The sequence below is a fragment of the Sporocytophaga myxococcoides genome, assembly GCF_000775915.1.
GTDB classification, from domain to species: domain Bacteria; phylum Bacteroidota; class Bacteroidia; order Cytophagales; family Cytophagaceae; genus Sporocytophaga; species Sporocytophaga myxococcoides_A.
Genome location: NZ_BBLT01000001.1, coordinates 531,484 through 556,577, shown reverse-complemented (window position 1 = coordinate 556,577; position 25,094 = coordinate 531,484). Strand labels below are relative to the sequence as shown.

Annotated in this window: 22 protein-coding genes; 7 read left to right on the top strand and 15 right to left on the bottom strand. The window is 35.6% G+C overall.

The window, feature by feature from the left end:
- Window positions 1–40: 40 nt before the first annotated feature.
- The 9 genes from MYP_RS02250 to MYP_RS02210 all read right to left on the bottom strand — a co-directional run bounded on the left by MYP_RS02250 (window position 41) and on the right by MYP_RS02210 (window position 9,120).
- The gene (locus MYP_RS02250) at window positions 41–1,612 is read right to left on the bottom strand and encodes a SulP family inorganic anion transporter (protein ID WP_045457858.1); all 1,572 of its coding nucleotides are present in this window, start codon (window positions 1,610–1,612) and stop codon (window positions 41–43) included.
- 99 nt (window positions 1,613–1,711) lie between these two features.
- Complete coding sequence (locus MYP_RS02245) at window positions 1,712–1,999, bottom strand: hypothetical protein (RefSeq protein ID WP_045457857.1); 288 nt, start codon at window positions 1,997–1,999, stop codon at window positions 1,712–1,714.
- A 129-nt stretch (window positions 2,000–2,128) separates the two neighbouring features.
- Window positions 2,129–3,514: an alkaline phosphatase family protein gene (locus MYP_RS02240; RefSeq protein WP_045457856.1), complete on the bottom strand. Its 1,386-nt coding sequence runs from the start codon at window positions 3,512–3,514 to the stop codon at window positions 2,129–2,131.
- Window positions 3,502–4,731, bottom strand: coding sequence for a metabolite traffic protein EboE (eboE, locus tag MYP_RS02235; RefSeq protein ID WP_045457854.1), 1,230 nt, complete (start codon window positions 4,729–4,731; stop codon window positions 3,502–3,504). The genes MYP_RS02240 and eboE overlap by 13 nt, the downstream gene beginning before the upstream one ends.
- Window positions 4,728–5,891, bottom strand: coding sequence for a 3-dehydroquinate synthase (locus MYP_RS02230; RefSeq protein ID WP_045457850.1), 1,164 nt, complete (start codon window positions 5,889–5,891; stop codon window positions 4,728–4,730). The genes eboE and MYP_RS02230 overlap by 4 nt, the downstream gene beginning before the upstream one ends.
- A gap of 72 nt (window positions 5,892–5,963) precedes the next feature.
- A complete protein-coding gene (eboC, locus tag MYP_RS02225; RefSeq protein WP_045457848.1) occupies window positions 5,964–6,857 on the bottom strand; it encodes a UbiA-like protein EboC in 894 nt (297 codons plus the stop codon).
- Window positions 6,857–7,786 carry a TatD family hydrolase gene (locus MYP_RS02220; RefSeq protein WP_197059993.1) on the bottom strand — a complete coding sequence of 310 codons (930 nt, stop codon included), beginning with the start codon at window positions 7,784–7,786 and terminating at the stop codon, window positions 6,857–6,859. The genes eboC and MYP_RS02220 overlap by 1 nt, the downstream gene beginning before the upstream one ends.
- Window positions 7,787–7,796: 10 nt before the next feature.
- A complete protein-coding gene (locus MYP_RS02215) occupies window positions 7,797–8,714 on the bottom strand; it encodes an EboA domain-containing protein (protein WP_045457844.1) in 918 nt (305 codons plus the stop codon).
- A 19-nt stretch (window positions 8,715–8,733) separates the two neighbouring features.
- Window positions 8,734–9,120 (bottom strand): transmembrane 220 family protein, encoded by a 387-nt coding sequence (locus MYP_RS02210; protein WP_045457841.1) that lies wholly within the window; start codon window positions 9,118–9,120, stop codon window positions 8,734–8,736.
- A gap of 128 nt (window positions 9,121–9,248) precedes the next feature.
- Between MYP_RS02210 and MYP_RS02205 the strand changes: the two genes are divergently transcribed.
- Window positions 9,249–10,025, top strand: coding sequence for a DUF72 domain-containing protein (locus MYP_RS02205; RefSeq protein WP_045457837.1), 777 nt, complete (start codon window positions 9,249–9,251; stop codon window positions 10,023–10,025).
- Window positions 10,026–10,136: 111 nt separating this feature from the next.
- A complete protein-coding gene (gene glgP / locus MYP_RS02200; RefSeq protein WP_197059992.1) occupies window positions 10,137–11,819 on the top strand; it encodes an alpha-glucan family phosphorylase in 1,683 nt (560 codons plus the stop codon).
- Between the two features lie 51 nt (window positions 11,820–11,870).
- Here the strand turns inward: glgP and MYP_RS02195 are convergent, their stop codons facing one another.
- Complete coding sequence (locus MYP_RS02195) at window positions 11,871–12,350, bottom strand: TspO/MBR family protein (RefSeq protein WP_045457833.1); 480 nt, start codon at window positions 12,348–12,350, stop codon at window positions 11,871–11,873.
- Window positions 12,351–12,430: 80 nt separating this feature from the next.
- On the opposite strand from MYP_RS02195, the gene MYP_RS02190 reads away from it, so the two are divergent.
- Window positions 12,431–12,703 carry a hypothetical protein gene (locus MYP_RS02190; protein WP_045457830.1) on the top strand — a complete coding sequence of 91 codons (273 nt, stop codon included), beginning with the start codon at window positions 12,431–12,433 and terminating at the stop codon, window positions 12,701–12,703.
- A 203-nt stretch (window positions 12,704–12,906) separates the two neighbouring features.
- On the opposite strand, the gene MYP_RS02185 is transcribed toward MYP_RS02190, so the two are convergent.
- The gene (locus MYP_RS02185) at window positions 12,907–14,862 is read right to left on the bottom strand and encodes a biosynthetic peptidoglycan transglycosylase (RefSeq protein ID WP_045457827.1); all 1,956 of its coding nucleotides are present in this window, start codon (window positions 14,860–14,862) and stop codon (window positions 12,907–12,909) included.
- Window positions 14,863–14,963: 101 nt separating this feature from the next.
- Window positions 14,964–15,548, bottom strand: coding sequence for a hypothetical protein (locus MYP_RS02180; protein ID WP_045457825.1), 585 nt, complete (start codon window positions 15,546–15,548; stop codon window positions 14,964–14,966).
- Between the two features lie 386 nt (window positions 15,549–15,934).
- Between MYP_RS02180 and MYP_RS02175 the strand changes: the two genes are divergently transcribed.
- On the top strand, window positions 15,935–17,026 hold the full coding sequence (locus MYP_RS02175; RefSeq protein WP_197059991.1) for a BamA/TamA family outer membrane protein: 1,092 nt from the start codon (window positions 15,935–15,937) through the stop codon (window positions 17,024–17,026).
- Window positions 17,027–17,031: 5 nt separating this feature from the next.
- Here the strand turns inward: MYP_RS02175 and pckA are convergent, their stop codons facing one another.
- Together pckA and MYP_RS02165 are read right to left on the bottom strand one after the other, a co-directional pair.
- The gene (pckA, locus tag MYP_RS02170; RefSeq protein ID WP_045457821.1) at window positions 17,032–18,639 is read right to left on the bottom strand and encodes a phosphoenolpyruvate carboxykinase (ATP); all 1,608 of its coding nucleotides are present in this window, start codon (window positions 18,637–18,639) and stop codon (window positions 17,032–17,034) included.
- Window positions 18,640–18,669: 30 nt separating this feature from the next.
- Window positions 18,670–19,521, bottom strand: coding sequence for a universal stress protein (locus MYP_RS02165; protein ID WP_045457817.1), 852 nt, complete (start codon window positions 19,519–19,521; stop codon window positions 18,670–18,672).
- Window positions 19,522–19,834: 313 nt separating this feature from the next.
- On the opposite strand from MYP_RS02165, the gene gluP reads away from it, so the two are divergent.
- On the top strand, window positions 19,835–21,103 hold the full coding sequence (gene gluP / locus MYP_RS02160; protein WP_045457814.1) for a glucose/galactose MFS transporter: 1,269 nt from the start codon (window positions 19,835–19,837) through the stop codon (window positions 21,101–21,103).
- Between the two features lie 12 nt (window positions 21,104–21,115).
- A complete protein-coding gene (locus MYP_RS02155) occupies window positions 21,116–22,735 on the top strand; it encodes a GAF domain-containing protein (RefSeq protein ID WP_045457811.1) in 1,620 nt (539 codons plus the stop codon).
- Window positions 22,736–22,983: 248 nt separating this feature from the next.
- Here the strand turns inward: MYP_RS02155 and MYP_RS02150 are convergent, their stop codons facing one another.
- A complete protein-coding gene (locus MYP_RS02150; RefSeq protein WP_045457808.1) occupies window positions 22,984–24,390 on the bottom strand; it encodes an exonuclease domain-containing protein in 1,407 nt (468 codons plus the stop codon).
- Window positions 24,391–24,593: 203 nt separating this feature from the next.
- On the opposite strand from MYP_RS02150, the gene MYP_RS02145 reads away from it, so the two are divergent.
- Complete coding sequence (locus MYP_RS02145; RefSeq protein ID WP_052429899.1) at window positions 24,594–25,010, top strand: LexA family protein; 417 nt, start codon at window positions 24,594–24,596, stop codon at window positions 25,008–25,010.
- Window positions 25,011–25,094 lie beyond the last annotated feature (84 nt).

The following is a 25,094-nucleotide window of genomic DNA, read 5'->3' as shown; positions in this document are numbered from 1 at the left end:
ATAAAAGAATTTCAAAAGTTATGAGCATCTTCCGATCTGACTACTTTTCGTTTTTATATCCTATATCATAACTCTCTTTAATATTTTCTATCTGCAAGTCCACCCCTCTGGTTTTAGCAGTTATTTTAAAGTCATTCAATATCTCGATCACATCATAATCGATATACTTCGCCTTCGAACCATCAATAATAACTTTTGAATAATCAGGAATATTTCGGAGCATAGTCATAATACTTGCTTTATTCAGGAAAGAAACTTCTTCTGCGAGATCAAGTCTCATAACTTTTGTATGTTCATCCTCCTTCATAGAACAGGAATAAGCAAGTTTCAAATTCCGTCTAAGTATAAATACAATAGCGACAATGATGCCTACTATTATACCTTTTAAAAGGTCTGTTACTACTATTGCAAGGATTGTCGATATAAAAGGAACAAACTGTTCTACACCATTTTTAAAAATAGCTTTGTACAACCCTATATTAGTAAGCTTATATCCAATTACAAGAAGTATCGCAGCCAGTGCTGCCAGTGGGATCCTGTTTAAGATTTCATGAAAAAATATAACACACAGCAAAAGGAATAAACCATGGTAAAAAGAGGAGAGCTTTGATCTAGCACCGGCTGATACGTTGGCTGTTCCTCTTACAATAACGGCTGTCATAGGTAAACCACCCATGATACCTGAAAGGATATTTCCTACTCCCTGCGCTTTGAGCTCCCTATTCGTTGGTGTATGTCTTTTTAAGGGATCCAGTTTATCGACAGCCTCAATACTAAGTAGTGTTTCAATACTTGCTACCACAGCCAGAGTTAGTCCAATTTTCCATACTTTAAAATTTGTAACCTCGCCGAAATCAGGAAATATTAAAAGTTCTTTAAGAGAATCCAAACCTTTTATTTCCGGAATTAAGACAAGATGTTCTTTACTTAAAGCCAGGGTAGGAATTTTTTCTACAAACAGGATATTTAATAAAGAGCCTATTACTACCACTATTAAAGGAGCTGGAATTGATTTTAAAAAGCCCTTGGTGATTTTATTCCAGAAAACCATCACAAGAAGCGACAGAACAGATATGATAATGGCACCTTTATTCAAAGACTGATAAGCCCTTAAAAGTTCTGAAAAAGTATTTTCCTTATCAAACTGCTCAAATGACAGATCGCCTTCATAATCCACATCATAGCCAATTGCATGCGGAATTTGTTTAAGGATAAGTATAATACCTATTGCAGCCAACATTCCTCTAATCACTGATGATGGGAATAAAAGACTGATTGAACCTGCTTTTATAAATCCTAAAATAATCTGTACTGAACCCGCAATTAATACTCCTACCAGAAAAGCGTTGTACCCCACCTCCGTGATAGCATTAAGAACTATAACAGTAAGTCCTGCTGCTGGCCCGCTTACACTTAGAGGAGAGCCGCTCAGCAACGCAACTACAAGCCCTCCTACTATACCTGCTATGATACCTGCAAAAAGTGGTGCTTTTGAAGCCAAAGCAATACCAAGACAAAGAGGTAATGCAACTACAAAAACCACTATACCAGATGGAATATCATATTTTGCATTAGCAGATATTTGTTTTGAAAGATTATGTAATAAACTCATGTTAAAAATTTTAAATAGATTGAAACTATTATCCCCTGGCAATGATATTGGGCAGGATAAATTATGAAATGATAATAACCTGAATTACAGGTAATGTTTCTAAGCTACTTCAGGTGGTGGGCTGATCATTTTCCGAGACTGACCAAGAAGATGGATGGAATTTGAATAGGTAAACTGTATATTGAAAATAAGAAATTCCAATACAAATGTTTTTAATGCAAGACACATTTTTCCTTTACCCTTTCTCTGTTCCTCATTTTCATTATCATCTTCAGACTCTTCTTCATCCATAGTTATCTTAACAGATGAAACTTTTTTCTTCAAAGTCGTGCCTGATCCCGCAGAATAATAAAATATCTGCGGAATAATGACTGAAAAAAATAACATTAAAATTAAAAAGTTCTTAAACATGCAGATACAGGAATATCACTCAGAAAGAAGTTAATTTAATCATTTATTTAGAGTAGCCACCTCCTAAATCCTAATGATAGTGAGCTCTCTTTAAATCCAGATAAACTATAGATAAGGAACCTCAGAAAAAACCTGATCTAATAATACCCTATACACTCCCGTACTTTCAATAATTTCAGGACATTTATAATCTTCTCTGGTTATCAGCAAGGGCCATTCGCTCTTAGACTCAGGAACTCTTCCATGTGACCCTTTAATTAATCTTGCGTCAAGTGGAATAAAATCCATAAGTGTTCTGAAGCCCATTTTTTTCTTCAGTAATTTAAACGCTGCCTTGGTTTTAATAAATTTTGTTTCAGGATTAAAAAACAATTCAACAGGATCATAACCTGGTTTTTTATGTATTTCTACAGTTCTGGCAAAGTCAGGTGCTTTTTGATCTTCCATCCAATAGTAATATGAAAACCACGAGTCCTTATCTGCAACTGCAATTAAATCCCCAGCTCTTACATGATCGATATTTAAAAGTTCCTTATCCAGTCCGTTTAAAACAACATCAATACCTTTGAATGATGTAAGTAACTTTTTAACACCTTCTTTAATGGATAAATCGTTAATATAAACATGTGCAATCTGATGATCCGCTACTGCAAAAGCTTTGGAAGCTCCCGCATCCAAGAGCTCCCGACCACTCTCCTCTCTCAATTTCAGATATCCATTTTCCCTTAAAATTCTATTAATATGAATAGGATTGGAAACATTCGTAATGGAATATTCAGAAACAACATTCACTTTCGCTCCTCTTCTTTCATAGAAATTAATCAGCCTTTTACATAATTCGTCTATTTCCTTTAGGTTTGCTTTACACCTGGAATCGTCAGGTCCATATTGCTGAAGGCAATAGTCCAAATGAGGCAGATATATTAAGGTAAGGGTTGGATTAAATATACCATCAACAAGCATGGAAGCTTCAGCAATCCAATTACTCGACTTTATAGAAGTATTAGGCCCCCAGAAATTAAAAAGAGGAAATGTACCCAGTTTCTTTTGCAGGTAATCTCTCAGGTTTGAAGGATTAGAGTAAATATCAGGTAGTTTTTTTCCATCGGCATGATACTGTGGTCTCGGAGTTACGGAAATGTCAGCAGATGAATACATATTGTACCACCAGAACATATTGGCACATGTAAAATTAGGATCAATCTTTTTTGCTACATCCCAAATCTTTTCAGACTGGACAAGTTTATTGGATTGTTTCCAGAACTTTATTTCGCAATCATCATGACTATACCACCCATTCCCGACAATACCATGCTCCGAGGGAGTTTTACCTGTTAAATAATTACTTTGAGCGGTACATGTAACTGCAGGAAATGCTGGTCTAACAGGCACTGCTTTTTTTCCGGAGGACCACTCCTTCAAAAAAGGAGTAGAATCTCCAAGCAACTTTGAAGACAAAGCTACAAGGTTAATTACAACTACTTTATCCATAAATTCTGATATTGAACTTTCAAATTGTCAAGTACCCACTTAAATTCACCTACAATTGATTCCGTCAAATCAATTTTAACTTCTTCAGGCAAAACACTCCAGGTATATGTTTCTATCTCAAGTACATTAGTGACAGATTGATGTTGCAGTAATTGAAATACATCTAATATATCACTCTGAGTTGATTCAAGTATTCCATAATTGGATACAAAAAGAGGTACATGATAATGGATTCTCCATTCTTCGCATGATCCATAATTATTGTCATTAATCATATCGGGTAAATCCTTATATCTCTTCATTTCCTTTTGATGTCTTCCCACGACCTGATGAAGGTAAATCTTATCACTTATAGATTTGAGCTTATTGGTTAGTTCTTTATGATCTAATCCTGAAGGACGGAACTTTAATGCAGCACTTATCTGGATCTTACCAATACCTATTTTTTCTTTCTTATATAAAGCGAGCATTTCAGCGGGGCTTTCAAAGAGCACTGAAGAATGACATACATCAAAACAAACCTTAATGTGTTCTCTGATTGCAGCCTCTGCCTCGTGGGCACTCATATTTTTCACTTCAGAAAAATACTTTATTGCTCCAGGAAGGAGCCAGTTGTTGTAAAAATTAATCATCCCTCTGGTATCTTCAATAATACCATCTGGCTCAGGTTCTATATCGAGGTGAATTATTTTTCCACTTTCACTCTTCAACTGTATCAGGTATTCCGTTATTACCGCAAAATGAAAGCTTGCCTTTCTGAATATGTGGTCCATTTGCTCATTGGTTTTAAACCAATGCCTGTAAGAAACGGGAGAAGTTGAGATTCCTCCTTCTATTCCTTGAGGTAGAAGAAAGTTCAGAATTTTAATCAAGCGGACTGTATACTCAATACGTTCACGAGAATTCCAATCAGGCAGATGTACTTTATCTTTCACAATGGTTCTATGAAAGCCTCCATAGGGAAAGCCATTAATAGTAAATACATAGAAGCCGTTAACTTCCAGCCACTGACGAAATCTGAAGAGATTATCATTTGCTAACAATTCTCTTGCCGCTATATCAGACAGACGCAAACCGATCCCAAATGGCCTTCCAGGATTAACCTTCTCTTTGATTGAAGGAAGATATTCTTTCAGATTTCCGAAAGTCTCTTCCCAGGTTTCTCCAGGATGTATATTGGTGCAATATGTAAGATGAAAGCCTTTCTTAAAAGTCATAACTGGCTTATTTCATTTTTTGGGTAATATGAATTTGCATATTTTAAGCTTCGTAAAATTTCTTCACCTTCAATCGTCCCTACCTCAATTCCTTTTCCAATAGCGGCAAGTAGCATAATCGTCAGCTTTCCCCCAAGGTGTTCTCTAAACTCATGTAATCCTTTTTCCAATTCAAGATAATTGGTGATTAGAAACGGAAGGTAAGTAGCTATTATATCTTTAAACCCGCATTGATTGATACAGTCAAATATTTGATACCAGCTTTTCTGAGATATATAGTTTCTGAGATAAGAGATTGTCACATCCAGAACTATACCTACTGCTACTGCTTCTCCATGTCTTATCTGATACATATCCATCTGTTCAAGCTTATGAGCAGCCCAATGTCCAAAGTCTAATGGGCGAGAAGAGCCTCTCTCAAAGGGATCATCTCCACCAATGTGCTGCATATGAAGTTCCGCACACCTGTATATTAACTCCTGCATTATATCCTGATCCTTTGCAACAAGAGAAGAAGCATTACTCAATATGAAATAAAAAAACTCTTCATCTTTTATTAATGAGACTTTAATAGCCTCAGCAATACCGGCAATCCAGTCACGTTGTTCCAATGTCATGAGAAACTTTCTATCATTGATGACAGCGTAAGGTGGAGCAAAACATCCGAGAAAATTTTTCTTATTAAAATAATTCACACTGTTCTTCACTCCCACACCCGAATCGTTCTGAGCAAGAACGGTAGTTGGAATTCTTATCAGACGAATGCCTCTATGGGCAATTGAAGCAGCATATCCAGCAAGGTCCAGTAAGGCACCACCACCAACTACAATTATGTAAGAATGTCTTGATAACTTTCCCCTCTCAATCGCTTCAAGGATTTCATTAACTCTCCCTGTTTCATTTTTTATTGCCTCACCACCGGGAAGAATCATAACTTCCGTAAGCTGTCCGGGAAGGTTTTTTTCAAAATATTGATTAGTATCTGCTAATAAATTATCGCTTTTACAAAGAACATTTTCATCATATATCACTAATACCTTTTCGTCTGGGGACTTATTAATTAATCCTTTCAGAATATGATTTCTTTCCTCGAATATATCTTCTGTAAAAAATACACTATAGGTAAAAGGGACTAAGAATGATTGCTGCAAACTTTTCATAAATATTCAATCAACTATTAGTAATCAAACAAACGGAAACCCGATCTAACTAAAGATCTATCTTTACAATAGTCAGGTAACAGCAAAGTATCTGGATAGAGCAATAGACATTGGCAGCAGCGCCAATATGGCAAGAGCAAACTCTGGTCCGGCATATCCTGCGGTCAGAGTAGCATCCAAAAGGATTATTCCGATTATACCGTTTTTAACTGCCTGTCTGATTACTCCATAGTTGACTTTCACCTGCATTTTTATAATTGGTATGGAAGTAAGCAGCAGAAAGCCGAACAAAAATGGCAATATACTTAGTAATGAAAATTCTTTTATAAAGAGTATTGTAATCAAACCTGAACAGGCAAGGAGATAAAAAAAGAATCCTGCATCCAGAATACGTTTCTTAATTCTTCCTGCTTCACATTTACTTATTAATGTAATACCAATGATATAAAACAAGGGTACTAATGCCAGATAAAGATGTTGAATAATGCTGTTGCTCACAATCGAAATTCCCAGCAACATATTTAAACCTCGGCAGATGCCCATCATTAAAGGACCATAGACAATAGAATGCTTAGCTTTGGCATTATAAGTAAAGGCTGAAATCACGATACAAAGGGCCAAAGCAGCACTGGAGAACGAAACCATCAATGCAAAGAAAACACCAAAAAAGAAAAGACAAATGCCAAACCTTTTTGCTTCGGTAATTGTAAGTTTTCCGCTCGGAATCATTCTTTCAGGACGTTCTATTCTGTCTATGTCATAATCATAGACATCGTTAAATACAATTCCTCCAGCATAAAGGCATGCTGTGGATAACACAAGCATCAAAGCCTTCCACAACAAAGAATTATCGTCAAACAAAGCTAATGAAGAGGTCGCAATGAATGCACCGTTCATAACATCGGCAGCAGACGACAACAGATTGGCAGGTCTCGCGATTGTTAAATATGCCTGTAACTTTCCCATCAGACAATTGTATTTGAACTATCATTTTTTGGCAAAGACCTTCGATCAACTTTTTTCAGCTTCTGATCTCCCCTCAATACTGAATTACCATTGTAAGTATTCTCAATATTTTCTTCAGTATTTAACCAATCGGACTCCCTAATTTTTCCGCTCAGAGCAAAAAAACGGAGAGCATTGAGATAACAGACTTTATCGATGTCTGTTGAAGAAATACCTTTTTCTTCCATTAACAAGGCAGTTTTGGGAACAGCTAATGGATCGCTTATCCCCCAATCCGCTGCGCTGTTAATAATGATTCTTTCACTGCCATATTTTTTTACAATTTCCACCATTCTTTCATTTCCCATTTTCGTATTCGGATAAATGGTAAAAGCAGCCCAGAATCCATGATCCAATACATCCTTTATTGTCTCCTCATTGTTATGATCAATCAGGACCCATGAAGGATCAATTTTATGTTCAAGACAAACCTGCATACTTCTTAAAGTACCTCTTTTTTTATTTCTGTGAGGGGTGTGAATTTGTACAGGCAACAAAGTCTCTTTAGATAAAATCAACTGTTGTCTGAAATATTTTTCTTCCAATGGAGTTTGTTCATCATATCCGATTTCCCCCACTCCCACAACCCTTTCTTTACACAAGAACAAAGGTAGAATGTTCATAACAGATTCAGCCAACTGCTGATTATTGGCTTCCTTTGAATTAAGACCTATTGTGCAATAGTGCATGATCCCGAATTGACTTGCGCGAAATCTTTCCCAGCCAATAAGTCCACTAAAATAATCTTTAAAAGAACCTGCTTCAGTACGTGGCTGTCCTACCCAGAAAGAAGGTTCAATGACAGCAACTATTCCTGCTTCAGCCATTCTCTGATAATCATCGGTAGTCCTTGAAACCATGTGGACATGGGGATCAATAAATCTTCTCATATTTAAAATTTTACAACTCCTGTAATTTCTTTTTATTCCACTTATTGGTGATATCCTGCCAGGACAATTCATTATCCATCATCTTTGTATGCAGATCAGGTCTGTACTCAAGCAACATTAGAATAGCTTCCTCTGTATTGCTTATATAGCAAGCCAATGCTGCAGTCTCCTGATTTAATACATTGTTATCATTAAACAAAGCCTTTACATCGTCAAGATGATCTATTGAAAGGAATGGAGCTATGATTCTCCAGATCTCAGGAGTGATTTCCCTTCCTGCCGCTTTTCTTTCATGTACGAGATCGATTGACATATCAGAAAGAGCAGCATTGGCACGTCTTTCCAAACCAAATACATCGCTGATTGGACTATCTATGAAAGCTGCCTTTAGTACCATCTGATTCCATTGTGATTCAGTAAAGAAGTCACAAGGATAGGGATTGTTCAGGGCGATAGCTTCAAATAGCAGTTTGGAATTTGAACGCACTCCTTCGGAAGCAATTTCAGTCAATCTGCTTTGATAAGGCATAATAGGCAAGCCTTTTAATATTGCTACCCGCTCATCAAGATCAGCAGTACCAAAAATATTTTTAATCAGATTAAGAAATTCTTCCCCACTCAGAAAAGTAAGTTCCATCAGCATGTTTATCCTTATAAACTCAGAAACAGTCCAGAAAGAAGGATTCCAGCCTTTTCGAATTATAACCGCTTCTATCAGATCATTCTCATTTAAATCAAGTATGCGTTTACCAAAGACTGTTGATACTTTACTGAAAGCAAAATAAATATTTCTGTAAACTCCTGATCTTACCTTTTCAATCTGCTCTATGTACCATTTATATTGATCTTCGGTAATAAAAAGAGCAATTTTTTTTTCTATAAAGTACCTGGCGGCCTTTACTTCCTGTATAGAAAAAGTTTTTTCCATATAAGTGTTTCTTCGGATTTTAGTGAACTCTTTTTTTAGCCATCTTTATTCTTCTCATGAAAATCCAGTTAAGGACAATGAGGTTTATCATGGCTACCGCACAAATCAGAAGACCCATAGCTTCCCTTGCCAATTCTATATTGGAGCTGTAGTCCATAGGCATTGCTATGCCTTCATATACAGGAGGCCATAAATAAATGCAACCAGCAGCAAATAAAGAGGCGAATAACATTAATATCAGTGAATGAATTCTTTTTATTCCAGAATAGAAACATATTAAAGCTGCGAATGAGTAGATAGAAATCCATATAAAAGGATCCTGATCATTTAACTGAACAATGGCAAAACCGATGAATAGGAACCCCCATAATGAAGGGATAGTCCCTGTTAAATTGTTCTTTCTCATAAATGCCTAAACCCTCAGAACAATGTATTGTTTAGGACTTTCCATCAGATGCAGAAAGGAAGAAAGCTCATTGCAATCAGTTAAATGAATTAAAATCTTATTGTATAATGTTTTATAGAAAAAAGGTTATGTTAGAAAAAAAAGGGAAAATTTTTGTAGGTACTTCAGGCTGGCACTATAAACATTGGATAGGAAAATTTTATCCGGAAAAAATGGCATCTAAAGATTTGTTGGCTTATTACGACAGTTTTTTTGAGACCCTGGAATTAAATAATTCCTTTTACAAACTTCCCACATCAGAGCAATTTTCAGTCTGGTATAATAACACGCCTAAGGGATTTTTATTCAGTATTAAAGCAAGCAGATACATTACTCATATCAAACGTCTCAATATGCCCACTGAAGGTATAAAGAAACTTATTGACAGCATTTCAGCTCTGGAAGAAAAACTTGGCCCTATTCTATTTCAACTTCCTCCGAATATGAAATTGAATATTGAAAGGTTAGAAGAATTCATCAGTTACCTTCCTTCAGGGTTCAGATATACATTTGAGTTTCGCCACCCTTCGTGGTATAATGAAGAAGTATATGAACTATTGAAAAAGAACAATTGTGCCTTTTGTATTTATGAGCTAAATCATCATATGTCTCCTGTGATTACAACGGCCGATTTTGTTTATATAAGATTGCATGGTCCGGAAGAAAAATACTCCGGGGATTATTCCAAAAAGCAACTTAATGAATGGGCTGAAAGCTGTAAAAACTGGTTGGCCGATGGAAAAGATGTTTTTATATATTTTGATAATGACCAAAATGCTTACGCACCCTTTAACGCCCTTTATCTGAAAGAAAGATTACAGAAAGGGAAAAAGAAACATGTAAAACCTAATTATAGCGATGCATAAATCCGACAATAAGGACATCTGCCTATTCATAATTTATTGGATTAATTTCATATCTTTCCTTCAATTACTTTTAATCGGAAGAAACAAAATCAAGACTATCGAATTATTAAGATGAATACTTATATAAAGCAAAATTCTATGCATGGGACTTTTCTAAACAGACTTCATACTTATGATATAAACCCTAAATTCAGCAAAAGGGCCGCTTATTTCTCAATGGAGTTTGCTGTTGATCAATCACTGAAAATATATTCAGGAGGACTGGGTTTTCTTGCCGGGTCACATTTAAGAAGTGCTTATGATCTAAAGCAAAACCTGATTGGTATCGGGATTTTATGGAAATACGGATATTATGATCAGGTGTGGAATCAGGATCATTATATGGAGGCTAAATTTGTGAAAAAGGAATATTCCTTTCTGGAAGATACTGGAATAATATTTCCGGTCACAATTCACGATTCAAAGGTAAACGTAAAAGCCTATTTTCTTCCCCCAGATGTATTCGGTACAGCACCTTTATTTTTGCTTTCTACTGACATACCTGAGAACGATTATTTATCAAGGACTATCACTCATAAATTATATGATTCTAACCTTGCAGCCAAGATAGCTCAGTCTATTGTACTAGGTGTGGGCGGTGCCAAGCTTCTGGATATTATTGGATCAGAACCAGAGGTATACCATATGAATGAAGGTCACGCGCTTCCACTGGTATTTTACCTTTATTCCAAATTCAGAAGTGAAGAAGCAGTCAGAAACCGAATGGTATTTACTACCCATACTCCGGAACTTGCAGGTAATGAAGAACATTCTCTGGAACTGCTTGAAGAAATGAGTTTTCTTCACTGCATACCTCTTGATGAAGTGAAAAGAATCGCCAAAATCAGTGGTGATACATTGAATTATACTCTTACAGCATTAAGACTATCTAAAATAGCTAATGGAGTATCGGAAATACATTCTAAAGTATCTCAATCTATGTGGCAGGGCAATGAAGGAGTTTGTCCTATCATACATATTACAAATGCACAAAATAAAAAATTCTGGAAAGATGAGGTATTGGAAGATGCTCTCAATACCAATAATGATGAACTATTGGTAAGGCGCAAGAAAGAATTAAAGCAAGAGCTATTTAAAGAGGTTGCAGACCAGACCGGAAAGATTTTCGATCCGAATGTACTAACTCTTGTATGGGCGAGGAGATTTGCAGGATACAAGAGAGCACAGCTTTTACTCCATAACTATGAAAAATTCCTTGGCCTCATAAGCAGAAAGCACGAACCAATCCAGGTCATATGGGCAGGAAAGCCATATCCTGAAGACAAGCTGGGAATTGATATATTTAATTATATCAATCACACAGTAGAGCAATTTGATCGTTGTGCAATCCTTACAGGCCATGAAATGAAACTTTCCGCCATGTTGAAAAAAGGATCCGATGTATGGCTTAACAATCCGATTCCCCCAAGGGAAGCATCAGGAACCAGCGGAATGACAGCCTCAATGAATGCATCTATTAACTTCTCAATTCCGGACGGGTGGTTTCCTGAATTTGCCAAACATGGAGTAAATAGTTTTATAATCAACAGTAAGCCAACTGATTCCTGGGTACAAAGGGATGATCAGGATAACAAAGAGCTACTCAGAGTATTAGAAGAAGAGATTATACCTACCTACTACAGGGATCCAAACAGATGGACGACAATAATGAAACAAGCTATGTGTGATGTATACCCACAGTTTGATTCAGACAGAATGGCTACAGAATATTATCAGAAATTATATCAGGCTTAGGAAAGCAGAATTTAAAAAATCCTGATGCACAAACATCAGGATTTTTTATTATTAATTTAATGTCCATAAGTTGATAAGCCAAAAGAATGCGTAGGCAAGCCATCCAATGAATGGCAGGAAAACGATTGATATGGCAGGATACAATCTGGCAAATCTGTAAAAGATATAAAACACAAACAAGGTAAATGGTATATAAGCAAAAAAACCTGCCATTGGACTTCTTAATCCAAAAAACACAAGATCCCAAGTCGTGTAATATGCCATCATAATGACAACCAGAGTAATCAGAGAAATCGTTTCTTTTTTATTATTTTCTTCAGAGAATAATTTGTATAGCAATACACCACAAATGAAATAGAAGATAAATCCCATAGCAAAGAAATATAAGATAGGTAGAGTAAATGCCGGAAGCGTGAGTTGAGTATACCAGTTATTGAGAGCATCCCCTTTGAAAAGATTACCACACAATGCAAAGAACATGCAAATAGCGCCAGCTTTAATATATCTGAGCTGATTTAACAATTTATCCATGCCAACAGAAATTTAATATGGAATGTGTTTATAATGATCAAAACAATCTGATATCCCTATTGTTCTTAAAATAAAAGGTTATGAAGTATATCAGACTATTCACTTTTATATTAAGCCTTATTATTCTGGGATGTAATGAGAGAAAAACTGAAAAAATTTTTTCTACAACTGTCGATACAGGGACTGACATGGTCGATACGACACTCTTAGAGCGAGATTCCTCCCTTCAGGAAGATACAATTCCCACCAAACTTCCCCCTAAAAATAGTGATACCGAAACTGTACTGAAACCAAAATCAAAAGATAATATGCCAGTAGCCAAACCTGACACCCTAAAGAAAAGAAAGAAATAAGCTATTGATTTTAAAAGAAAAAGGGAGCTAGCTCCCTTTTTCTTTAACGATTTCTTTCCTTTGGATTTGGCTGAGATGGTCCTTTGTTTGGAAGTTTATCTTTTTCAGATGGATTCTCTTTTGCCTTGTCTCTTTCCTTAGGCTGATTTTTATTTCCCATGTTTATAAGATTTTTCAACCTTAACCTGAGTATGATAATTTTGTTATTCTTTTATAAAATACGAAGGCAAAGTTTCATCTTGCTGAAAAAAAGAAGAATCAATAGCAAGGCTATCCTGGAATACATACTGAGCTGCTCCGCCAGTGAGTTTTACCAAAGGAACGATTTTATTATTTTCCTCTTCTGTAATAATTTCCTTTCTCAGTAACAATGTTCCTATCTTCTTGAAATACTGATTAAGAAAGGGCTTCAGCTTACCTCCTCCATCAAAATAATATTTAAACGCTTTTGGTTGAGGAACTATACTTGCCAGGAAAATACTTTCTTCTATTGTAAGATCAGATGGCTTCTTATTAAAATAAAACTTTGAAGCATTACCGATACCATAGATACCTGGCCCCCATTCAATGATATTAAGGTAAACCTCATACATTCTTTCCTTTCCCGTAAGTCTTTTATTTTCTATAATCCATACGATTAAAGCTTCTTCTACCTTTCTGGCTATCGTTTTTTCTCTGGTAAGAAATACATTCTTTACCAATTGCATAGATATAGTACTACCACCTCTTGCAAATTTTCCCTTACGAATATTATCTTTCATTGCCATTACAAAAGCATCCTCTCTAAAGCCTTTATGCCAGTAAAAGCTACCATCTTCGGAGCACAATACGGCATTTTTAAGATAAGGAGATATCTGATCAATGGGCGTAAACTCTGAATTATCAATACCTACAGTAAAAGATTTTACAGCCACCCCTTTCTCAAATGCGGTATGAACAAAGGGATTATTCATTTTAGAAAAATCCGTTTTACCATAACTGATCACCTTAAATCCGCTTTCGCTAAAGTTGCTACTGAACTTTAAAGAATCAATCATGCTTCTATCTAGATAAAAGTTGAGTTGATAAGAAAGTTTACCTTCTACCTTAATTCCTTCCAGAGAGGAAAATAATCCCACCGGTAATGACGAAAAAAACTTCTGAGCCTCCATTTCAGGCATGTTCAGATTTAAAGAGTATATGCCTTGATTCTTCCTGTCAATAGTGGCTTTACCATTAAGACAGATATCATTCAAATAGGCACTATCGCTTTCAAAAGTAACTGAAGATTTTTCAAGGGAAATGAAATAATTCACAGCTATTTTTTTAAAAGCCAATTCATTGGAATCAAGTTTGGGATGTTTAATTTTTAAAGCATCAAATTTAATTTTCCCTTTAAGATTTAGCTTTTCATCACTAAATCTATTTTCTGCAAGATTAAATGTGAGTGTATCAAACCTGAAATCCAACTGAAAAAGATCATTCAGGAATGGGACTTCCATCGATGAGACTTCACCATACAAATTTCCACTGATCAGTCTTTTGCGCTTATTAATTTGCCCCTCTGATAATACAACCTGATGGGTATCCGGAATTTCTATAGATGACCTATAATTTTGGTCATACAGAAAAAATTTCTTTATTATGAAAACAAACTCCTTTTGGTCTTTTATAAAAACACAGTTAAATCCAGAAATCTTTAATTTGGGAGGCAGTGCTTTAAAGGATGATCTTAAAAGCCTGTTAAGCATATACCCATACCCTTTGGATGTATCGGAACTTTCATGATTTGTACCCTTATTCAATAAGAAAGAGTAATTATCTTCCTTCCCTTTTTTTACAGGATGAAAATATCCGTCTCTGATAGAAAAAGATTTAAATCTAAAATCGCCGGTTAATGCATGAAACAGGTCCAATTCAAATGAAAGGGCTTCAGCCTTAGTTAGAGTATCTTTATTATCCTGAACGATATAAAATTCTTTTCCGCTAATACCGGAAAGGCCATGAACAGAAATATTATTGAATGAAAGAGTCGCATGATAATCGGTTCTGAATTTTTCTTTGACTTTACCTAGAGCCCAATTGGCAATGGAAGCCCTTAGTAAAAAAATGGTAAGGATAAAAATTGACGATAAAACGGCAAGAATAACAACTACTCTTTGCAACTTACTGAAATTCATACTGGATTACTCTTCTATCTGAATGCAAAGGTACAACTAAAATCAGGCTTTTGAAATAATTTAATAACTATTGCACCAAATGTATTTTAAATATAGCCTCATTAATCATAGTCAGTATAATAAGCTTCTACACAATCAACTTTTGAAATTTTCAGTTTATAAACTTTTCCCACTGATTTATCTACCACCCATGATTTTATTGTTCTCACGTTTCCGTCTTTATCGATTTTAATCATGCTTGTAGCAGGTTGTTCAAAATCGCACTGGGTTCTGCATAAAGTTTCAAACAAAACTTGCTTGTCCTGAACCATAATTCTTTTTACACCTTTTACTTCACAAACCATATCACCAGCAGTTTTTGCGAAGATCATAACAAAAGAAGAATCCTTCTTATTAAGATAAGTAAGAAGTCCATATTCCCCAATCCCATGCGATACCTGAGCTGAATATTGTATATAACCTTCCAACTCCCGGGAAGGATCAAACTTTCTATTCTGCCAGTTAGTCAAAGTATCGAACAACTCAACAGACGCAATACATTCCCTAGGTTCATGGTTATTAACATTAATAGAAGCTGAGTTTTTAAGATAAGAAGGATTAAAAAATACGTTTTTTTCCAGCGAGTCGCATGAAATAAATATTGCACAAAAAAAGAAAGGTAAAGTATAGTAACGGATCTTTTTCATAGCAGTATTGAATTAGGTTAAGTAATTTTTATTCCAGGTTGCTCCTGTTGTGAGTACTAAACTTGGATTATATATAACTCATTAATAATTAAGAGCTTCATATTTACTTTTAGCGGATTTTGTCTTCCGGCTACCTACATTCAATTCCGACTATATTTAGATTTCCATATCCTCCATTCCAAGCCTGTTTACGAAATATAAAAATAAAAGATAATCTAATCCAGAACTATTTTTCCACAGGATTTTATTGAAACTAAATGAATAAATCCTGTTTAAACTTAGATAATGTCAAAATTATCTCATTCAATGTTTTGACATATAAATATAAAGATTCAATAACAAAAAGCTGCGCTGATAATTATAAAATTGACCTGAAGAATTCAAATATGAGATCTATCAAAATATATTTTTTACTCTTATTTCTCACAAGATCTCTTATTGCAATATCCTCTGTGCAGGACAGCATTACTATTCTCAGAAAGAAAAGAGCGTTTCTTGTTCTTCCGCTTGTAATAAACACTCCTGAGACAAAATTTGGAGGAGGTGCGCTTGGCACTGTAATTTTTAAGATAGGTAAAGACACAATTGTAAGATCTTCCAATGTGCAGTCATTTATCATCTATACTCAGAGGAAACAAATCATCATAGAAAGTGGAGGAGGATTATTTTTTAATAAAGAAAACTACATAGTTAAATGGTTTGGAACTTATAGTTACTTCCCTGACAGATTCTATGGTCTGGGAAATAACACACCTAAAAGTAATTTGGAAACATATACATACAGGCAAATATATCTTACCTCTCAATACATGAGGAAAATATATAAAAAGCTATATACTGGATTTGATTATGAACTACAGGATGTCATTAGTCTTGATTACGAACCGGGAGGTTTATTCGATCAGGAGAATATCTTAGGTAGAAATGGTGGCACTGCCTCTGGTCTTGGACCACTTATTGCCTGGGACAACCGTAACAATGCATTTTATCCTACCAAAGGAGCATATCTTCAGGTATCCTATGTATTATACAGAAAAATCACCGGCAGTAATTTTAAGTTTCAAACCAACTTTTTTGATTTTAGAAAATTTATAAAATTAGGCAGTCAGAATGTACTAGCTCTACAGCTGTTTTCACAGATCACAGCAGGTGACGTTCCTGTCAGAAACCTTTCATACATTGGAGGGCCATTTATTATGAGAGGTTACTATCTGGGAAGGTACAGAGATAACAATGCTATAGCAGTGCAAAGCGAGTATCGAATGCATATATGGAGAAGGTTTGGTGCGGTTGCATTTGCCGGATTAGGAGAAGTAAGCGAACGTTTGAAAGACTATTCCATAGATGGCTTGAAATATTCATTGGGAACAGGCATACGCTTTGCTATTTTACCTAAAGAGAAAATCAACCTTAGGGTCGATTTCGCTATAGGAAAAAATTCCTCCGGCTTTTATCTCTATCTTACAGAAGCTTTCTGAATAACTTAGATTGTTACCACCGGAGCTCCTGCACGGATCTCTTCATTGGCAAATGTTTCAAATGATTCAAAATTTTTTACAAATGCATCTGAAAGTTTCTCTGCAGTCAATTTATAACCTTCCTTATCCTGCCAGGTACTATAAGGTAAAAGAATATCATTAGGTACTCCCGGGCAAGTATCAGGTACCATCAAGCCAAAGAACGGTTCTTTTTTAAAGTTAACATGTTCAAGCTTTCCTTCAAGAGCTGCTGTAATCATTGCCCTTGTAAACTTTAGCTTAATTCTTGTCCCCGTGCCATATGCCCCTCCTGTCCATCCAGTATTAATAAGCCATATATTCACCTTATTCTTTTTCATTTTTTCCCCGAGCAAGTTAGCATATACTGTTGGGTGCAGAGGCATAAACGGCGCACCAAAACATGCTGAAAACACAGGTTTAGGTTCATCTACCCCTTCCTCAGTACCGGCTACTTTAGCTGTGTATCCGGATATAAAATGATACATGGCCTGAGCAGGAGTAAGCTTTGATATCGGAGGCAAAACCCCGAAAGCATCAGCAGTCAGAAAGAAAATATTAGAAGGTAAGCCACCTTTGGAAGAGTGCACAGCATTGGGAATATAATCAATAGGATATGAAACCCTTGTATTCTGAGTTACACGCGTATCAGTGTAGTCGACCTCTCTTGAATGAGGAAAACATCTGACGTTTTCCAGTACTGAACCGAATTTGATTGCACCGTAAATCTCAGGTTCAGCTTTAGCATCAAGATTAGCGACTTTAGCATAACACCCACCTTCAAAGTTAAATACTCCTTTATCATCCCAACCATGTTCATCATCTCCGATAAGAAATTTATCAGGGTCTGCAGACAAAGTTGTTTTTCCGGTTCCTGAAAGACCAAAAAACACCGCTACCCTACCCTCCTTTCCTATATTGGCAGAAGCATGCATGGATAAAACCTGATGCTGATGAGGAAGGACAAAATTCAATACTGAAAATATCGATTTCTTGATTTCTCCTGTATATGCAGTTCCACCAATAAGCATTACTTTCCTTGTAAGATCCGTTATAGAAAAATTATTGCTTCTCACTCCATCTGTCTCAGGATTGGCTTCAAACTCAGGAAAGCATAAAATAGTATATTCAGGGTCTATATATTGAAGCTCTGATAATTCAGGCCTTATAAACATATTATAACTAAATAGATTATGGTATGCTTTGGTTGTAATTATCCTAAGTGATTTTCTGTAATTAAAATCAGCACAGACAAATGCATCCCTTACATATAGCTCTTTACCCTCAGAGAATTCGAGCATTTTTTTGAAGACAACATCAAAGAATTTTCCATCTATGGGATGATTGATCTCTCCCCAATGAATGGTTCCTTTTGTTAATTCATCCTTAACAAAATATTTATCATCCGGGCTTCTTCCGGTAAACCTTCCGGTGTCACATGCAAGAGATCCCTCATTGGTCAATATGCCCTCTCCGTTTCGGATGGCATGTTCAACAAGTTCTGCCGGAGAAAGATTCCAGTATATATTCTTAGCTTTGGTTATTCCTATACGCTCAATTTCCCCAACCAATGACTTCAACCCTGATTGTTCCATAATTATGGATTTTATGATTTGTGAATTTTATTAAGCAGTAGCCAGACATTCTTTATTCTTATGCATTACCAAAACAGGAAAACTTGTTTTATTAACTAGCTGATGAGTACTACTAGCTTCCATAAAATTGTCGTACATTTTATCATGACCTGGTGAAATAATGATCAGATCAGCCTCATGCCTTTCTGTAAATTCATTAATCCCTTTTATGATGTCTTTTTTCTCAAGAACAAAAAAGGCTACATCGCTAGTATCACTTTTCAACAGGAAATTATTATAACCATAACTAATAAGGTCATCTGCATTAGGTGAATCTTCCTTGTCCTGAATAGTGAGAAAATCGATATGCGCATGAAGGCATTCTCCAAGACCTATAACAAAATCGACTACTGTCTTTTCATCCTCACCTGAAAGCTCACTTGTATATACTATTTTCTGAATAGGAGTATAGGTAGTTCCCGGAGGTACTTCCAATACAGGACAGCATGTTCTTTCAATTACCTCTGAAGTAATACGACTATAAGGGGCATACCTTTCTGATACTCCTTTTGTAGCCATCACTACCAGATTTCCTTCCCCAGCTTTTATAGTCTTGATGATCTCATTGGCTGGATTTCCTGCCGATACTAAAGATGAAATGGTTACGTTACCATATTTATCCCTTATTCGATGCCCTTCAGCAATAGAATTCAACTCTTTTAAAGCCTTTTCCTTTTCGCGGTAAATGCTTTCATCAAATGCATCTTTATATTTTGATTCAATACAATGAAATAAAACAAGCTCTGCTTTTAAAACTTTAGCCAGCTCATATCCGTAGCGTACCGAATTACTCGAATTAATTGAAAAATCTGTAGGACAAATAATCTTTGATATCAGTTCCATACTTCTCCTCCTTCTTTGTCTGAATATACCTTCTTGAATTTACCTTCTTCATTATTAACAGAATCTCATATAAATGGTTCTGCACCACATATTCTATGGCCTTAATAAAACATTATCAAGACTTTATTTAAAAATACCATTCAAAAAAATTAGCTTATTTTTTCTTACGCTATTCTGAACAAAAAATGAATTTAAAATAGGCATAAAAGTCTTAGGAAATCTAACTGAATCAAGCCCTTAGCACAACCAATTAGAATACTTTCCGTTGAGGGTTGAATATGAAAATTATTATATTGTCGATGTAAACTATAAAATGAAAATACAACCGCCGCCATTTCAAAACACTACATTACTGGCATTCAGCATAATATTTTTCGGATGGGGATTACTGACCTCATTAAATGGTACTCTTATAGCCCAGCTTGATTATATATTCGAGCTTGACGATTTTAAAAAGAGTCTTATAAATCTCACGTTCTTCGGAACATACTTCTTTGTAGCACTGGCTTTTTTTCTTTTCTCCGAATACAAAAAAGATCTACTAAGTTTTTTTGGTTATAAATATTTAACGGTAACCGGACTGGGAATAGCAGCTGCAGGAGCTTATCTGTTCTATCCAGCTTCAACGCTTCTCTCATTTCCTCTGTTTATGGGAGGATTATTTGTGCTCGCCTCAGGCATAACTTTACTACAAATATCCGCAAATACATATATTGTAAACCTTGGATCTTCTCAAAATTCATTTTCAAGACTTACAGTAGTTCAGGCATTAAACTCTCTGGGAGCTACACTTGGACCAATACTTGGAACTTTCCTGATAATGAAAACGGCAAGCCTTACCCATGAAGAGATTTCTCTACTTCAACCTGACCAATTACTGTCTTTCAGAAAAATTCAGGCTATAGCTGTTCAATCTCCCTACTGGACAGTTGCCATATGGCTGATAATCCTTGGCTCTCTGATATTCTTTCTTCCCATGCCCGATCTTGTAAAGAATAATCAAACTACACAACATAATAATGAAAACATCTCTAAACAAAACCTGTACCTTGCAGCACTTGGGATATTTATGTATGTTGGTGCAGAAGTGACTATAGGATCGAACCTAGGAGCCATCATAGATCAATATTGCCCGGAACTGACAAGTGATAAAGCTACAGTTATATACGCTTATTGGGCTTTGGCAATGGCAGGAAGGTTTGCGGGAGGATTTATTTTACAGTATGTTAATGGAGGTAAGCTTCTTTTTATTTTTGCCTTGAGCACCTTATGTTTACTAACAGTCGGGATTGCAGGAATTGAGGAATTTAGCATTTATGCTCTTGCTGCAATTGGTTTTTTCAATTCAATTATGTTTCCTGGAATATTTGCATCTGGATTGCACAAGTTGGGTGAATACACAGGCAGAGGAGCCTCATTACTTATTATGGGTATTGCAGGAGGAGCAATTATTCCTTTAATCTATAAATCTTTAAGTTCGTTTTCAGGACTTAAAGCAGCGCTAATTATAGCTTTTATCTGTTACGTTTATATAGCTTTTTACGGCAGATACTTTCAAAAACATTCTGAGATAGTTGAATAGAAGCTTATTGCAATGGAAATAAAAAACTTCGGAATAAGAGAGAAAATCATTGGAGGTTTCCTCATTCTAATAATCATTTTTGGTTTAAATGGTGTATTTAACCTTTCTGCTATTAACAACTCTCAAAGAGCCCTTTGGGCGATTTTAAAAGAGAAAGATCCTTCTTTGCAAAATCTTAATCAGTTCAGATTTGAAGTACTGCAAAGTGTACATAACATCTCCGGTCTTGTTTATGGCTATCCTCCTGTACAAGCTGATAAAACATCCGACATAAATTATATAAGTAATTTACACAGGTTGAAAAAAGATTTACTTGCCAACAGAGTATTCTGGGAAGAAGATGAATCAAAAGAACTATTGAAGGGAGTAATGAATAATGTAGATAAACTTATCGCTCTTGAAACTACAATTATAAATAATTACAAAGCAAGTTCATCTGATTCTTTGGAAAGTGAAGCTTTTGAGGCAACAGTTATCCCTATTGCAAACAAGATTATAGAACAGACTGATATAATAATCAAGATAAAAGAAACCGAAAAAGAAAAGGATGAATTGATGATGACAGAGTTTTTCGGGTCTCTTAAAAATGGATTATTCATATCCGGTATTTTAATCATAGTAGTCTGTGTGGTAATATCAGTTTATACATCAAATACGGTTCTCAATCAGATTAAAAAGATCGGAGAAGTCACAGAAGATCTTAGCAAAGGTTTGCATCCGCAACCTCTTCAGAACATTAAAAACGATGAGGTTGGTAAAATGGCTAAAGGAATCAACACTTTAATTGAGGGATTAAAAGCAACCTCTGAGTTTGCAGAGAATATCGGGAAAGGAAATTTTGAAGCAGATTTTAGTCCCTTAAGTAACCAGGATGTTCTTGGAAATTCATTATTAGAAATGAGGAACAACCTTAAAAAAGTTTCAGAGGAAGATAAGATCAGGAATTGGGCTAACGAAGGTAATGCGAAGTTTAATGACCTGTTAAGGAATAACTATAATGACAGAACAGAGTTTGCTTATACTATTCTTTCTTCTCTGGTAAAATACCTTGATGTAAACCAGGGAATGTTCCTTGTCTGTCAGGTAGAAAATGAGGAAGAATATATAGAAGAGATTGCGTCTTATGCATGGAATAGAAGAAAATTCGGAAAAACCCGTTATTTAAAAGGAGAAGGGCTGGCTGGACAAGCATGGGTAGAGCAAGAGCCTATCTTCATGTCCGATGTACCGGAGGATTATGTGCAGATCAGGTCCGGTATAGGATTGGCAATGCCTAGATCAGTTATTGTATTTCCACTTAAATACAATGAAGAAATATACGGAGTCATAGAATTGGCTTCCTTTAAAATATTTGCAGGGCATGAAATTGACTTTTTGTTAAAGATATCTGAAAATATCGCTGCTTCTCTTTCAAATTCAATGACAGCAGAGAAAATGAAAAAACTTCTTGATGAAACTCAGATAAAATCGCAGCAATTAAGAGAGCAGGAAGAGCAGATGAGACAAAACCTTGAAGAACTAGGTGCAACGCAAGAAGATATGATGAGAAGAGAGATGGAAATGAGCCAGCAGTTAAAAGTATTAAACCAGGAGAATGATTTACTAAGAGAAAAGATAAAAGGTGCAGAATAATATTATAACTATTCATGGCTGCGTTAAAGCTCTGCTTACCTCATAACAGCAGGAACTAAAGAAGATTTTAATATAACATATGAATCTACCCAGGTTCCAAAGTTTATAAGACTTATATCAAATGGCATAAAACAAGAGTAGATAAAAGAATTCTATAGAATTTATAAAAAATTTGAATGAATGCATTCAATAAAAAAGAGTCCCTCCACCGGGACCCTTTTAATTAAAAATGTAAGACTGAGTTCTTATTATTCAACAACGATTTTATCTGATGTAAGGGTAATAAATTTATATCCTTTCAGTTTTCCTTTTTCCTGCTTTGCAACAAACTGACTTATAATCTTCTGAATATCCTTACTTTCCTTTTGTTTTGTGATGACATTTCTGAAATCATCGATGTGATTAAGGGTATTGTCTTCAACAAAACCAAAGCCCTGGTACTTCCCGTCTTCAATAAGAACTATCGAATTTTCATACCGAGATCTACCTTTACCGATAATAGCAAAAGTTGGTTTTTCCTGTTTCATTCCATCCAATGCATACTCGACCTTTTTATTATAGTCTTCTGGAGACTCCTCCATTACACAAGCTCCTTTGCAAGCTTTCAGACTGTAATCCACGCAGGCTTTTTTGGTAGTTTGAAGCCCTGACAATCTGGGACAAAGATCAAAATCCCTGACAGCAGCATACAGAAAGTCTCTGGCATCAGTCAAATAGTTAAAGGAAAACAAGGGGGGTGTCTTCTGGACCTTTCCTATACTGAGCCTTTGATAACCATTCTGATCATAATAGGAAAAAATACCAAACTGAGCTTCCGGAAATTTCTGTATTTTATTGTAAGGAGGCCATAGTCTTTTTATTTCATGAGATTCCATGAGAAATGCCACTAACTCATTGCCAGCAAGTTCAAATGAGATACTGTAAATATTGTTAAAAAATCTAAGTTTTTCTTCAGCTGAATTTCTGGAGCTAAAGTGTCCGGCAATGCGCTTTTTTATATCTATTGCTTTGCCAACATAAATGGTTTTGCCATTTTCATCATGAAAATAATACACCCCCGGAAAAGATGGTAAGCTATTAAACTGTTCCTTGTCAAGGTTTGGAGGAAGCGTAGTTTCCTTTGAATTGGCTTTTAAAGAAGTAATAATAAAACCTTCCGAATCACTGGCCACCAATTTAGTGAACACTTCGTAGGTAGCTTCGGCATCACCACCTGCCCTATGCCTGTTTTCAATTTCCACATTTAAAAATCTGCATAAGTTACCGAGGCTGTAAGATGGAAATCCGGGAAATATTTTCCTGCATAACCTTACCGTACAGAGTTTTTTTACCTTTAATTCAATGCCAGCTTCAGCAAGTTCTGACTTCACAAAACTGAAATCGAAACTAACATTATGTGCTACAAAAATACAGTCTTTAAGATAATCATAAATTTCCTCGGCCACTTCACTAAAATGAGGAGCACCATCAGTCATTGAATTATCTATGCCTGTGAGGCCCGTAATGAAAGGTGGAATTGGCACACCTGGATTAATCAGAGACTCAAATCTGTCTATAACCTTATAGCCATCTGTTATTATTATAGCAATTTCGGTAATCCTGTTACCTTCGGAATAGCCCCCCGTTGTTTCAATATCGACGATTGCAAAAAGCATTAAATCTTTGTTAAATTAAATTTATTTTATATCCGGCAAGTGACCATATGGATTATAAAAATTTTGAACAGTTAAACAGGAGGAATGCGTTTTTTCTCTTATTAAAGCTTCCTGATTAACGGCTCAAAGTTAAAAAAAATATTTTCACAAAAACTAAATTATTTAGCATATCGTATATATATTTGCTAAAATTATTAACGGAAATGCTAAGAGTATCTGCAAATGACCAGAGAATTTCATTAAAAATCGAGGAGGCTATTTTTAATGAAAACACTGTAAATCAGTCAACAAGAGTATCCGAAAATGAAAAAGAAAAAAATCTGGAGAATCTTATCATCAAAAATCCGTCCTCGACGTTTTATGTCCGTATAAAGGGTAACAAACTTCAGCTGCCCGGGATCACAGATGGTGATCTTTTAGTGGTAGACCGAAAAGAAGAACCTGGCCAGAACTCTATGGTAATTGCGATAATTAACGGAGAAATGGTTTTAAAAAGGGTTGGAAAACATCAAAATAAACTGTACCTTTTTTCTGACAATGCTGAAAAGCCAGTCGAAATTACAGATACAATGGATTTCACAATTTGGGGTGTCGTGAATTTTATAATTCACAAGGTGTAAAAAAAGTTGGTTACTTTTTTTGACAGACAATAAGGGGCATGCAAATGCCCCTTTTGTTTTTATATCTTTTTATCACTGCTTTAG